Source organism: Fluviispira vulneris (assembly GCF_014281055.1).
Classification (GTDB): domain Bacteria; phylum Bdellovibrionota_B; class Oligoflexia; order Silvanigrellales; family Silvanigrellaceae; genus Silvanigrella; species Silvanigrella vulneris.
The window spans coordinates 573,703-587,809 of the sequence record NZ_JACRSE010000002.1 but is presented as its reverse complement, the minus strand read 5'-3'; the positions used below and the strand labels follow the sequence as shown (position 1 = coordinate 587,809).

Annotated in this window: 11 protein-coding genes; 6 read left to right on the top strand and 5 right to left on the bottom strand. The window is 35.3% G+C overall.

The annotated features are described in order from the left end of the window. Window position 1 precedes the first annotated feature (1 nt). The 3 genes from H7355_RS06355 to ppdK form a co-directional block, all read right to left on the bottom strand. The gene (locus H7355_RS06355; protein ID WP_186645884.1) at window positions 2-1,033 is read right to left on the bottom strand and encodes a sugar ABC transporter substrate-binding protein; all 1,032 of its coding nucleotides are present in this window, start codon (window positions 1,031-1,033) and stop codon (window positions 2-4) included. A gap of 157 nt (window positions 1,034-1,190) precedes the next feature. Beyond that, window positions 1,191-2,492 (bottom strand): sugar MFS transporter, encoded by a 1,302-nt coding sequence (locus tag H7355_RS06350; protein WP_186645883.1) that lies wholly within the window; start codon window positions 2,490-2,492, stop codon window positions 1,191-1,193. Between the two features lie 244 nt (window positions 2,493-2,736). Continuing rightward, a complete protein-coding gene (ppdK, locus tag H7355_RS06345) occupies window positions 2,737-5,325 on the bottom strand; it encodes a pyruvate, phosphate dikinase (protein WP_186645882.1) in 2,589 nt (862 codons plus the stop codon). Between the two features lie 446 nt (window positions 5,326-5,771). Between ppdK and H7355_RS06340 the strand changes: the two genes are divergently transcribed. The 4 genes from H7355_RS06340 (at window position 5,772) to H7355_RS06325 (ending at window position 8,974) form a co-directional block, all read left to right on the top strand. Beyond that, on the top strand, window positions 5,772-5,972 hold the full coding sequence (locus H7355_RS06340) for a hypothetical protein (RefSeq protein WP_186645881.1): 201 nt from the start codon (window positions 5,772-5,774) through the stop codon (window positions 5,970-5,972). 89 nt (window positions 5,973-6,061) lie between these two features. Further along, the gene (locus H7355_RS06335) at window positions 6,062-6,301 is read left to right on the top strand and encodes a hypothetical protein (protein WP_186645880.1); all 240 of its coding nucleotides are present in this window, start codon (window positions 6,062-6,064) and stop codon (window positions 6,299-6,301) included. Between the two features lie 94 nt (window positions 6,302-6,395). Beyond that, a complete protein-coding gene (locus H7355_RS06330; protein ID WP_186645879.1) occupies window positions 6,396-7,244 on the top strand; it encodes a proline dehydrogenase family protein in 849 nt (282 codons plus the stop codon). 149 nt (window positions 7,245-7,393) lie between these two features. Continuing rightward, on the top strand, window positions 7,394-8,974 hold the full coding sequence (locus tag H7355_RS06325; RefSeq protein WP_186645878.1) for an APC family permease: 1,581 nt from the start codon (window positions 7,394-7,396) through the stop codon (window positions 8,972-8,974). Here H7355_RS06325 and H7355_RS06320 read toward each other — a convergent pair. Continuing rightward, window positions 8,961-9,941, bottom strand: coding sequence for a hypothetical protein (locus H7355_RS06320; protein ID WP_186645877.1), 981 nt, complete (start codon window positions 9,939-9,941; stop codon window positions 8,961-8,963). The genes H7355_RS06325 and H7355_RS06320 overlap by 14 nt on opposite strands. Before the next feature lie 192 nt (window positions 9,942-10,133). Here H7355_RS06320 and nrfD point away from each other — a divergent pair, with 192 nt between their 5' ends. Together nrfD and H7355_RS06310 are read left to right on the top strand one after the other, a co-directional pair. Then, window positions 10,134-11,540: an NrfD/PsrC family molybdoenzyme membrane anchor subunit gene (nrfD, locus tag H7355_RS06315; RefSeq protein ID WP_186645876.1), complete on the top strand. Its 1,407-nt coding sequence runs from the start codon at window positions 10,134-10,136 to the stop codon at window positions 11,538-11,540. A 156-nt stretch (window positions 11,541-11,696) separates the two neighbouring features. Then, the gene (locus H7355_RS06310; protein WP_186645875.1) at window positions 11,697-12,968 is read left to right on the top strand and encodes a tetratricopeptide repeat protein; all 1,272 of its coding nucleotides are present in this window, start codon (window positions 11,697-11,699) and stop codon (window positions 12,966-12,968) included. A gap of 3 nt (window positions 12,969-12,971) precedes the next feature. Here the strand turns inward: H7355_RS06310 and glsA are convergent, their stop codons facing one another. After that, window positions 12,972-14,018: a glutaminase A gene (gene glsA, locus H7355_RS06305; RefSeq protein ID WP_186645874.1), complete on the bottom strand. Its 1,047-nt coding sequence runs from the start codon at window positions 14,016-14,018 to the stop codon at window positions 12,972-12,974. Between the last annotated feature and the right edge of the window lie 89 nt (window positions 14,019-14,107).

The window sequence follows — 14,107 nt, the reverse complement described above, 5'->3', positions numbered from 1 at the left end:
TTTATTTTTTTATAAATTTATATACATCTTCTTTTTTAAAGAATCCGGATTGAATAAATTCTTTATCAATATTATTTTTATCCACTATAATAGGTTCTAAGAAAACGGAGGGAACATTTTTCTTTCCATTTGCTGTATAATGAGTAGCTTTAAATGGCTTCTTCTCTGCCATATCTTTAGCAATTTGCAGTGCAAGTTCTGACAATTTATTCTGATCCTTAAAAATAGTCATTGATTGAGTGCCTGCAGCAATTCTTTGTGCTGCTGTCAACTCAGCATCTTGTCCTGTTACATAAACTTTCCCAGCTAATTTTTGCGAGGATAAAGCTTGGATTATTCCACCAGCTGTATTGTCGTTAGGAGCTAAAACTGCATTTATATTATTTTTATTTGCTGTTAAAGAGTTTTCCATCAAACGCTGTGCAACACTGGGTTGCCAATCTTGAATATTTTGTTCTGTGACAATTTTTATGTCTCCTTTTTTTACAAGAGGAGCAATATGTTTCATAGCAGCTTCATGCAATATTTTGGAGTTATTATCTGTTGGTGCTCCAAGAAAAACAGCATAATTTCCTTTTGGCACATTTTTAACTAAATACTCTCCTTGCAATTCTCCAATTTTCGGATTGTCGAAAGAAACATAAAGATCAAGATCTGAATTTAATATCAAGCGATCGAGAGAAATTACTTTAATCCCTGCTTTATGAGCTTTTTCTACCAAGGTACTTGCAGCAGAAGCATCATGGGGGGCGATTATTAAAGCATTTACTTTCTGTGAAAGTAAATTTTCGACTTGTGAGGCTTGGACAGAGGCATCTTGATCGGAGACTTGCAATAATATTTTAACTCCGAGTTTTTTTGCTGCATCTTCGAGACCCTGCTTATATCTTACCCAAACAATATCTCTTTGAGTCGGTAAAGAAATGCCAATACGAATATCATCAGCAGCTAAAGCGTTAACAGAAAAAGCAGATGAGAGGAGAAGACTTAAAGATGAAAAACGGAGGAACAATCGTCTGGTCAAGAGATTCATACGGACTCCTTATTTTTAGATCTAATGCTTATTGAAACTCAATAAATATTACAGATTAAAAATAAAAAGTCAAAACGAGTTCGGAAACATAAAGTAAATTAAAAAATTTTATTTATCTCTGGGGAGCTTTTATTCAATACTTTGTGGATTAAATAAATTATTTAACCGATATTCCATTTTTAGCTCTAAGAGCGAAAAATGCAATATAAACGTAGCAAACTAAGGGGACGATATAACTTATACTTAAATTGGAAATATCTGCAACGTAACCTTGGATTAATGGAACTATGGCACCACCAACAATCGCCATACATATAATTCCTGAACCTTTTTCTACAAAGGAACCCAATCTCTCTGTACTTAAAACAAAAATTGTTGGGAACATAATAGAATTAAAGAGACCAACTGCTACAATACATGTCATTGCAAAATAACCTGTACCCATTATTGTACTGGTGACCAACGCGCATGCAATAATGGCATGGGTGAATAAGACTTTGTTTGGTTTTATTTTTGTTGTAACAAAAGCACCAATAAAACGACCAACCATAGCACCACCCCAATAGAGTGATAAATATTTCCCCGCTTCATCAAAAAGAATATTACCAATCTTAGGTTGTGCAATGAAATTTATCATAAGACTTCCTATTGCAACTTCAGCTCCAACATAAGCAAAAATAGCAATTGTTCCCATGACGAGATCTGGATGATCAAAAAGTTTAAACTTAATGTTTGCATTTAAATTATTTTGAAAAGCAACTTTATTTTTTGGGAATTTAAAAAAGCATAAAGCAACTGCTATTAAAATAACAAATAGAGTTAATCCCAAATAAGGTAACTGAACAGAACCTGCCTGAGCTGATCTATATATTTCTAATTCAGTAGTAGATAATGCAACAATTTCGTCTGCTGATTTTACTGCCACAGATAGGATAAGTGCTGAACCAATTAAAGGAGCAATAGTCGTTCCAAGAGAATTTAAACCTTGAGCGAAAATAAGACGACTTGATGCACGCGCTTTTGAACCAATTGTAGTTAAATAAGGATTCGCAGCAACTTGAATGATTGTCACACCACTGGCTAAAATAAATAAACCACCAAGAAAGACAGCATAAATGGCAACTTTCGCTGCAAGAACAAAAGAAAAACAGCCTAAAGCTGTAAATGCAAGACCTACCAAAAAACTATTTTTATAGCCTACTTTTTCGATAAGTTTACTTGCAGGCATAGAAACTATAAAATATGCTGCAAAAAATGTTGTCTGAACAAGCATAGTCTGCGCATAATTTAAAGAAAATAATTCTTTTAAATGCGGAATAAGAACGTCATTAAGACAAGTGATAAAACCAAAAAGAAAAAATAGTGTTGAGACAACGGCAATGGCGGGATTGCTATTTTTTTGTATTTTTGGAATAGGATTTTGATCATGGGGACGAGGATTCTGAGCAACTGTAACCATTTTAACCTCTAATATTTGAAATGGAAAAGATTCCTGGGAAAATAATTGAACTCAATTATTCATCCAAAGAAAAGCTTCAGTGAATGAATTATGGGAAATTGTCTTCGATGGGAAGCTTCTCTGTGTTTTTTTTACATCTAAGGGATATAATTATGTGGTTTTGGCTATATGGACAAGCATTTATGTGGTTTATCCACAAATATTGATATGAGCAAAAACACTCATACAAATGTCTTTACGACATTTATTTTTTCACTACTGCTTGAGCTGCAGCAAGCATTGCTATTGGTATGCGAAAAGGTGAACAGCTCACATAATTTAAACCTAAATTATTACAAAACTGAACACTTGCTGGCTCACCACCATGTTCACCACAAATACCAAGTTTAAGTCCTGGATTTTCCTTACGACCCAGTTCACAGGCAAGTTTTATAAGACGCCCAACCCCTTCTTGATCAATCACTGCAAAGGGATCTTCTTCAAGAATGTTCTCCTGCTTATAGACTCTTAAAAATGGTGCAGAATCATCCCTACTAAAACCATAAGTTGTTTGAGTTAAATCATTTGTACCGAAGCTAAAAAAATCTGCGTGCCGAGCAATTTTATCGGCAACTAATGCCGCGCGCGGAACTTCAATCATAGTACCAAAAGGTATGTTGGGCGCTATTTTTTGCAAACGTTCTCTCAGCCATTTTAACTCTGAGTCAATTCCGACAAGTGGAATCATAATTTCAGGAAAGACTTTTTTGCCTTGTTCTTTACAAATTTCACTCGCTTCTAAGATGGCACGCACCTGCATTTCATAAATTTCAGGGTGAGAAATGCCTAAGCGACATCCACGATGACCAAGCATAGGATTTGCTTCATGGAGAGCTCGCACACGTTGCTTTAAATCATCAAGAGTAAGACCAAGCTGTGCAGCTAAGGTCATCATATCCTTATCAGTATGTGGCAAAAACTCATGTAGTGGAGGATCGAGCAAACGAATCGTCACTTCATAACCTTCCATTGCACTTAAAATACCAACAAAATCATCTCTTTGAAATGGCAGTAGCTTATCTAAAGCTGATTTTCTCTCTAAACTGTTTTTTGATAAAATCATCTGACGAACAACGGGCAATCTATTTTCTTCAAAAAACATATGCTCTGTTCTACAAAGACCTATACCTTCAGCACCAAAACTCCGTGCATATTGAGCATCACGTGGTGTATCGGCATTGGCGCGTACCTTCATATGTCTAATTTCTTTAGCCCAATCCATAAAAATCGAAAAATCACCGCTTAATTCAGCGTTTTTAGTTTCTACCTTGCCAAGCATAACTTCGCCCGTCGTTCCATCCAAAGTGAGCCAATCCCCTTCTAGAATTTCTATGCCCGAAACTTTTACAGATTTTTGTGTTTGCGAAATATTTAATGAAGAACAACCCGCTATACAACATTTTCCCATTTGTCGTGCAACGACTGCGGCATGCGAAGTCATCCCACCGCGTGCTGTGAGAAATCCTTGTGAAGCATACATACCACCGATGTCCTCGGGTGATGTTTCATCACGCACCAATATCACCAATTCTCCTCTAGCGGCCCAGCTCTCGGCTTCAAGAGCTGTAAAAACCGCTCTGCCAGACACGGCGCCGGGTGAAGCGGGTAGCCCTTTCGCTATCACCTGTTTATGCGCTCGAGGATCCAAGGTTGGATGGAGGAGTTTATCGAGGTCCTGCGCATTCACTCTAAGCAGAGCTTCTTCCTTTGTCATCAATCCTTCTTTGGCAAAATCGATAGCTATTTTGAGTGCTGCTTGAGTTGTCCTTTTTGCATTGCGTGTTTGTAAAATATAAAGCTTTCCTTCCTGAATGGTAAACTCAATATCCTGTACATCACGATAATGCGCTTCGAGTTTATTACGCACATTTTCAAGCTGAATAAAGACTTCTGGCATTTCTTTTTCTAGCAAATACAAGGGTTTTGGCGTACGTATTCCTGCGACCACATCTTCGCCTTGCGCATTGATCAAAAACTCACCATAAAAGACATTTTCACCTGTAGAAGGATCACGGGTAAAACAAACACCTGTACCTGAAGTGACTCCCATATTGCCATAGACCATCGAACAGATATTTACCGCTGTTCCCCAATCATGGGAAATGGCATGGATCTCACGGTATTTTTTAGCACGAGGGCAATTCCAGCTTTTAAAAACCGCTCCAATCGCTTGCCAAAGTTGTTCGTAGGGATCTTCAGGAAAAGGCTCCATGATGTGTTTTTGATAAATTGCTTTAAAAACCCCTACCAATTCTTTGAGATCGGATGCAGTGAGCTCGGTATCTTCTTTATAACCATTTAATTTTTTGAAAGATTCAAGTTCATCTTCCATATAATGCGTTTCAAGATCTTTAACTACACTCGAATACATTTGGATAAAACGACGATAAGAATCATATGCAAAGCGTGGATTATCAGTCTTCTTAGCCAAAGCTTCAACTGTAATTTCATTCAGCCCAAGATTTAGAACAGTGTCCATCATACCTGGCATTGAGATCCGAGCACCAGAACGCACACTGACCAGCAGAGGATTGTGAGCGTCCGCAAATTTAGCGCCCATCGAATCTTCTGTTTTTTTAAGAGCCGTTTCGATTTGACTTATAAGTTCTCGAGAAAAAGAACCTCCTTCTCTTATAAAATCGAGACACACTCGAGTAGAGATTGTGAAGCCAGCGGGTACAGGCAAACCAAGTGCTGTCATTTCAGCTAGATTTGCTCCTTTTCCGCCTAATTCTGATTTCATTGAAGCATTGCCGTCAGCGTATCCACTGCCAAAAAAATAAACATAACTCATACATTCTCCTCGTGACTCAGAATTTGAGAAGTTTTCAATTTTCTCGCTAAATGTATTCATACTCGATATTATTATAATTGTAAAATAACACTTAATAGAGTTGAGCTGTAAAATTGTTCAGCAAAATCTATAATTTGAGTGTCCAATCTTTTGATAGTCTTTTTTCTATAGTAATATCAAGACTTTTTGTTTAGAAGCCTTAAGCTTCTCCTAAAGGACGGAATTATTACTAAAAATCTCATAGAATTTGCACAAAAAGAAAGCTTCTACTTGTAAGTTCTCCTATTTTCTATTAGCACATTTTATGGGCACTTAGTGTTCACTCTTTTTACAGAGCTGAGCAACTTCTTCTCTTATCCTTTGTTTTTACTAAAAAAAACTATTAAAGTGCGAGGCATAAGAGTTGCTAAGCAAAATAAGAACGTTTTTTAAATGAGGTATCTCCTATGGGTGATGTAATTGATTTCTTCTCAAGAAAAATAATTAAAGAAAATGCTAATAAAAATTTAGCTAAAAAAGAAAAAGAACCTGCTGCAAAAGTTGATTTTACTAAAGCCACAGCACAAAATAAAGCAAATCAAGAAAGATTGCGCAAAGAGCGCGAGCAGGCAAATAAAAATGTAATGAAAAGTTACAGAATAAAGTAATAAAATAAAAGTCGAATCGGCATTTTAGAGCTTCTTTAAAATGCCTTTTGCTTTGTACTTAGATATTCTTGAAACCTTAGGTCAATAGTATGTTAGATGATGAAAAAAATAATAATATTTATCATATCAGTGAATTTAAGTTAAAAAAACTTGCAGAAATCGAGAACAAGAGAAATATCAATGTATTAGAGTTTTACAAATTTGCTGAAGAAAAAGATAGCGAAGAAAATATAATAAATTTGAAAATCGATAACATAAAAAAAAGTGTACAAAGAATAAATAAACTTATTTCTCAGATTAAAGAAATTTCAGACAAACCCCAAAAATAGTTCCCCCCCTCAGTTGTCATTCTAAGAAATTATTGTAAAAAAGACAGCGACCGATGTTTTTACAAATGCTTTTTTACAAAATGAGGACTGCCCGATGAGCTCTATTCCATTCTATGCAAAAAAATTTGTTTCAGGAATAAATATTGAAGAAGCTTTTGCTGCTGTAGAGCGACTTAATGATAAAAAAATAAGTGTTACACTTGATCTTCTTGGTGAAAATATCAGCGAAAAACAACAAGCTATAAAATTTGTTGAAGAATATGATATCCTAATTAAAAAAATTTCTGAAAAAAAATTAGACTGTTACGTTTCAATTAAACTCACGATGCTGGGTTTAGATATTGATTTTGATTTCTGTTATAACAATCTTTCTCAAATTATGCGCATCGCAGATCACTATCATGTTCGCGTCGCTCTCGATATGGAAGGCAGTGATTATACAGAACGGACTATTGTTATTTATGAAAGAGCCGCAAAAGAATTTAAAAATATCGAAATTGTCTTACAAGCTTATTTATTTAGAACAGAAGAAGATGTTAAACGTATTTTAGCAGCAAATGGGCGGGTTCGACTTTGTAAGGGCGCATATAAAGAGCCCCAAGACAAAGCCATAAAAAAAATGGCAAAGATAGTTGAAAATTATAAAAAACTTATTCAAAAACTGCTGCTTGAAGGGCAGAGAATATGCATCGCTTCACATGACGATGAAATTATCGATTTTTGTATGGATTTTATTGAGAAAAATAACATTCCTAAAGAACGTTATGAATTTCAAATGTTGTATGGTATGCGTGAAAAAACATGGACAAGAATTCGTGAGAAAGGGCACAATATGACAATTTATGTCCCCTATGGAGATCAATGGCAAGCGTACTATGCGCGCAGACTTGCTGAAAGAAAAGAAAATGTATTTTTTGTTCTTAAAAATTTATTTAAATCTTAAAATGAAGCAATTTTCTTGATAAACAGATCATACTAGTGTAATAGTACAATCCTCTCCTAAAAGCCTTTATGAGAGGATTTATTTTTTTAAAAGAGGTTAATTTTTATAAACTCTTTTTTTGTTTATTATGTCTGAAAAGGAGCCCATGCGTGTTGCCTAAACGAAATGTTGGTTTAATCGGTGTGACTTTAGCTTCTGTAGGGAGCATGGTCGGTTCTGGGTGGCTGTTTGGTCCTCTTTACGCTGCACAAATGGCAGGTCCCGCATCAATCACTTCGTGGCTTTTGGGCGGATTTTGCTTCATTTTTATTGTTCTTACATTTGCAGAACTTGCATCTATGTTTCCAATAATGGGTGGCTTAACCAGTTATCCATTTTTTACCCATGGAAAATTTTCTGGCGTGTTAACTGGATGGATATACTTTCTCTGTTTTGTAACCATATCTCCAATAGAATCATTAGCCGTTGTACAATACGCAAGCAATTATTTTCCTAACCTTGTAGAACGCACTGGAGCAAAACCAGAACTATCTGTCATAGGATATATTGCTTCTGCCTTTATTTTATTTGTCATTATTTTTATCAATCGCTATAGCGTAAAGTTTTTAACGCGGACGAATACTCTTGCAACAATTTGGAAATTATTTGTTCCTTTAGCAATTGCAGGAGCTTTTATTTTTAGTCCATCCAGTGATTTTTCAAATATTAATCATTTTCATGGATTTGCACCAAATGGTTTGCAAGGAATAATGGCTAGTTTATCCGTTGGGGGAATTATTTTTGCATTTGGTGGCTTTCAATCTGGGATAATTTTAGCAGGTGAAACCAAAAACCCGCAAAAAAATATTCCGCTTGCTGCTTTGTCTTCTATTTTAATTGTAACTTTATTATATTGCCTTATTCAATTTGCATTTATTATTGCCATACCAGGAGAAAGTTTAAATGAAGGTTGGAGTAAATTAAGTTTTACTGGAGATATGGGACCATTTGCTGGTCTTGCTTTAGCCGCTGGTTTTACTTTTTTATGCAGTCTTTTATATCTCGATGCCGTTGTCTCCCCCTTTGGATCGGGTCTTATGATGACTTCAACAACTTCCCGTGTTTTGCGTACCCTGGGTAACATCGGCGCAGCTCCAAAAGCAATGACACGTTTAAATAAACACGGATCGCCTGAAACGTCTCTCTGGGTTTGTTTCTTTGTTGGACTCATACTCATTTTCCCTTTTCCAGGTTGGAAGGAAATGGTTACATTTTTAACCTCATCGTTTGTGTTGACTTTATCTGTAACACCAATTGCACTTATGGTTTTAAGAGATAAATGTCCTGACGTAAAAAGACCGTTTAAATTACCATTTTATCATATTATGTCACTGATCGCTTTTTGTATCTGTGGTCTTATGATGCACTGGATTGGTTTTGTTGTTCTACTTAAATTATCAATTATTATTACTTTATTTACGATTATTTTTGCCATTATTAAATATAAAGAGGGTAAAGAGGTTTTTGCCAAATATAACTTCAAATGCTCGCTATGGTTAGTTGGATATTTAATTGGATTTACAATTATTAATTACTTTTCAGGTTTTGGCAGTGGAATTCAAAAACTTTCTAACTTTGAAGGAAATACGTGCGCTATCTTATTCAGCATAATTGTTTTCTATATAGCGCGTAAAAACTCTTTAAATAAGGAAAATGTTATAAAAAATATAAATGAATTTAATTTGAAATAAAAGAAATAAGTTCAGATGATAGCCATTTGTGTGCATTTTTTTGTGTTCTGAGCTGCATCTCAATTTTAGGTGCAGCTATAAAAAAATGTCCCGTTTTTTCTTTTGTTAAAACCTGTAATGCCCTTTGCACCCTTGCTTGCGAAGGGTAAGGTATTCTCACACTTTCAAATGCTGTGCGCATATCTCTACATTCTTCAAGAGCTGCATGCATAAACGAAACTTGTTTTACAAAATAAACAAGCGCCATAAAAACACTCGAAGCATCTTCTCCACAGGCTTCACACTGTGCGAGACGCAATTCGATTAGATGTTTGTCACCACGCGAAAGAGCATCAGCCACATGAAATCCATTGATTTCAGGACTTCCAGCCAGAGCTGCTGTAAAACTTAAATTAGCATTTTCCATACGAGAAAAATGCATATCACAGGAGATAAGATCTCCTGAATAACATTCTAGGGCATGACAACAAATTTCTGTAATTTCACTTTTACTTTTTTTGGCAAGAACTTTATAACGTAACAAAAGAAGCTCAACACAACGATATAAATCCATTTCATTTGGCTCATAGCACAAATAAATAGAAGCTAATTTCTTTAAATCGGTTTCTTTAATAATATTTCGATATGAAGTCGGTGCAAAAATGTAAGATGAAGTTTCAAGCGGAGTAGGGATTCTATTTAGTAATTTTTTTTCTTCTTCCCATTGTTTTATTGTCAATTTTTCAGGCATTTCTACTATGCATTTTTGTGGAGCAGAAAATAAGCTACCTGTTGCTACATATTCATAAAATTCCAAAATTGCATTTTTGCCAACAAATCTTTGAGGACATGCGCCAATTTCACTGCTAATTTTATTTTCAATAATTCTTTTAAAAATTGGATTTTCAGCAAGTACAAATTTGATCTCTGCCGACTTTTCACTTGCGAATAGCAATGATATAAGTTTTGAAGCGTCAATACGTTGCATACATTCCTTTAAATTTATGTTGATAATGCATACGCAATTCCTTTTCGATGCATACGCGACAATAATTTGTAGAAGAAACAATGTGAAGTGTTTTTTTGATAATTTTTACCGTATACTTGATCACGAAGTACAAATTCGTTAAACCACATTTGGTTTTTTACTTTATGACCTATTATCCATCACAGGTGAACCATGGAACATTCGGTTGAACTCAAAGGGCGCGATCCCGTCGACAGACGCCCTCTTCTTGTTACAGGAAAAGATGCTTCTTTTCATATGGTAACACAATCTGTTGCCACCCTCGCAGGGCGCAAAGCTGGGCCAGGTTGGTACATAGTATTTGGACTTTCTGGACTTGGAGTTGGACTTCTTCTTGTCTCACTTGCGTACCTTTTTTGGGAAGGGATCGGTGTTTGGGGAAACAATAACCGAGTAGATTGGGCATGGGATATTACTAACTTTGTTTTTTGGATTGAAATTGCTCACGCTGGTACACTCATTGCAGCAATTCTTCTCTTGTTTAGACAAAAATGGCGCACCTCTATTAACAGAATTGCCGAAGGGATGACTATTTTTGCCGTCATGGCAGCAGCTATTTTCCCAGCAGTGCATATTGGCCGTCCCTGGTTTGCCTATTGGCTTTTCCCATTTCCTAACCAAATGGAAATGTGGACGAACTTTAAAAGCCCGCTTGAATGGGACGTTTTTGCTGTTAATACATACTTAAGCATTGGTGTGATTTTCTGGTACGTTGGTATGATTCCTGACCTTGGAACACTCCGTGACCAAGCAAAATCAAAAATAGGAAAGCTTGCTTATGGCTTCTTTGCCCTTGGTTGGCACGGATCGGCACGGCAATGGGTAAACTATGAAAGAGCATGTATATTGCTTGCAGGTATAGCAACTCCTGCGGTTTTCTCAACTGCGGGAATCGTATCACTCGACTTTGCAACTTCTATCCTACCAGGCTGGCATGCAACCATTTTCCCTCCTTACTTCATTGCGGGAGCAATATTCTCAGGTTTTTGTCTTTGTTTAAATTTATTGATCATGGTTCGCTCAATTTTCAATTTCAAAGACTTAGTGACAGATAGACATATTGAAATCTGTGCAAAATTCATTCTCTTCACCAGTATTATTATGGCATATGTTTATGTAATTGAATTTTTCACTATTTTTTACAGCGGCAACCCATACGAAAAGTTTTGGAACTGGAATCGTATCAATGGTCCGTATGGTTGGGCTTATTGGGCTATGGTTATTTTAAATATTGCAATTCCTCAAACATTTTGGATAAAGAAGTGGAGAAACAATGTCATTTGGCTTTTTGTGGCTGCTATTCTTATAAATATCGGTATGTGGCTTGAACGCTTTGTCCTAATTGTGACAACACTCAGCAGAACATTTCTACCTTCTTCTTGGGGATATTTTATTCCATCGTTTTGGGATATCTCTTTATTTATTGGTTCTATTGCTCTTTTCTTTCATTTATTCTGCCTTTTTGTCCGTTACCTACCAATGGTAAATATGGCTGAAGTGAAAGGGGTTATGCCTCAAGCAGATCCTCATTTAAAGCCCGATTTAAACTCAAATCATTAAAAATTCCCATAATAATTATAATAAGATTAAATGGGAATTTAAAATTTTCCAAAGAAAATTCTTTATATATTCGGCCGTCATGTTTTAGCGATTCGACTTTTCTTAATTCCGTCACATAATTTGTTATAATTTAAATAAACAGTGATTGGAGACATTATGGAAAACACTCAGACCGAAAATAAAAACGCAATTCGAATCCTTTTAGTAGATGAAAAAAGAGAAGCTCGTTCCTTTTTTTCAGGATTTCTTAAAGCAAGTGATAGCTTTACAGTCACAACTGCAGCAAATACCGGAGTGGCTTTTGAAATTTTGGAGTCTGAATGTCATGATATTCACTATATATTGTTTGATTGGAAAATGAAGGAAATACAAGGCAATATATTTGCACAACAAGTTCGCCAAAATCATAATTATGATCACATTGATTTTATAACTTATTCCCAACATTTTGATGATGAAGATAAATATCTCATGGCAGAATTAGACATTATTTACACTTTTCCAAAAATTATAAATGGCAATTCTTTTATGTTAAAAATGACAGAAATCAAAAATAAATATTTGGCACAATCCGAACTTCATCGGAAACTAAAAAAACTTGAACATGCCATTCATACCGAAAATATTAAATTATGCGATGAAATTCTCCAGGACCCACTTGTCAAAGAAGAGATAAATACGAATCCGCGTTTTTTTCATATTGGTGGTGAAATTCATATGCTCAAAAACCAATACGGAGAAGCTATCGATTTTTTTCAAAGTCATATAAAAGATGATACAAAAAGTAACGCTATGCTTACATTAAAAGCCATGAGTTCACTTGGTAAAGCTCTTTGTCTTGCAGGGAGATTTGATGAGGCTCTTATGATTTTTGAAAGACTCGAAGCAAAAAGTTCCAAAAATATTTCCCATAAATCTATGACTGGTGAAGCACTTCTTGGCTTAAATAAAAATTATATGGCGGAAGAAAAATTTAAAGAAGCTGTAAATCTCAATCCAAATGACACCACTGCATTATTAGGGCTTGGGAAGGTTAATTCATTAAATGGAAAGCATAATGAAGCAAAGGAATTTTTTAAAAAAATTGAGGGAGATTTTGAAAATAAACACCTTGCTAGTTTTTATAATAATAAAGGCGTTTCTTTAGTGAAACACCATAAATACGATCAAGCGATAGCATTTTATAAAAATGCTATTCAATATTTTCAGAAGTACAGAGGACATATCAATTTTAATTTAGGACTTGCTCATTTTAGAAAAGGCGATATAAAAGAAGCAAGTGCTTATTTTCAAGAAGCTCTTGCCTCAGATGAGTTCGATCTTATTCCAGAGAAAAAATTATTATTAGAATTACAGGCAAAAGGTGCTGCAAAGTTTGAAGCTGAATACTCAGAAAAACTCAGTAAAAAAAGTAAGCATGAGCATTGAACATTAATTTAACATATGCAGATTGTACATTTGTGAAATTTTCTTAATCACGGCTTGCCCACGCACACTGTTACCTGCTTTATCAAGGCGTGGAGAAAAGACAGCAATTGCATAATTACGAGGAAACACAGCCAAAAGACCACCTGCAACACCACTTTTTGTTGGCAAGCCCACTTCTGTCCACCAAGCACCACTGTTTTCGTACAAACCACTCACGACCATTTGTGAAAGTATATTTCTTACTTGTGAATTACTTAAAATGCGTTTTTTGCTCACAGGATTCATTCCACCATTTGCGAGCGTTGCACCCATCAAAGCCAATTGTTTTGTGGTCACCATAATGGAACAAGCCTTAGTGTAGCGATCAAGTGCGTCCATTGGGTTGTCATCAATCATTTTAAAATCGAATAACATATTAGCAATTTTTTGATTATTTTGATTTGTTGCCGATTCTGAGCGATAAACTTTTTCACCTAAAAAAGTTTTACCATCTGATAAACTATTCATATAGTTTAAAGCATGCTTCCATTTATCGCGTTCAGTTCCTTCTTTTAAATAACTCGTGACTTGAATTGCGCCCGCATTCACCATAGGATTTTGTTTGTGATCTTCTTTTTCAGTGATTGAAACAATTGAATTAAATGCATGGCCCGTGGCATTTAAACCCACACGCTCATCTACTGAAAACTTTGTATCGTTTTGATGATCTTTGAGAGCTAAACCATAAATAAAAGGTTTTGATATAGATTGAATGGAGAAAGGCACATTAAAATCTCCAATGCTTTCAACACCACCATTGATATTAGCTATCGAAATCGCAAAATACTCTGGATTTGCAGCAGCCAATTCAGGAATATAATCTGCCACTTTTCCTTTTTCTTGTTCACTTAATTTCTTCTCGGAATTTTTTACTTCTTGATAGACTTTACTGATAACTTCCTTAGCAGAAAATTGCGTTTTACTAAATACAGGTAAACTTATGGATGCTGAAATTAAAACAAAACAAGTTAACAGAATATCCCGTTTTTTGTGTTTCAACCCATAAACCATTGTAATCTCCTAATGTAAAAAATTTAATTACGTATCTCAGAAGATAAAATATTATATAAGGATATTTTAATGGAATGAATGTAACTGTG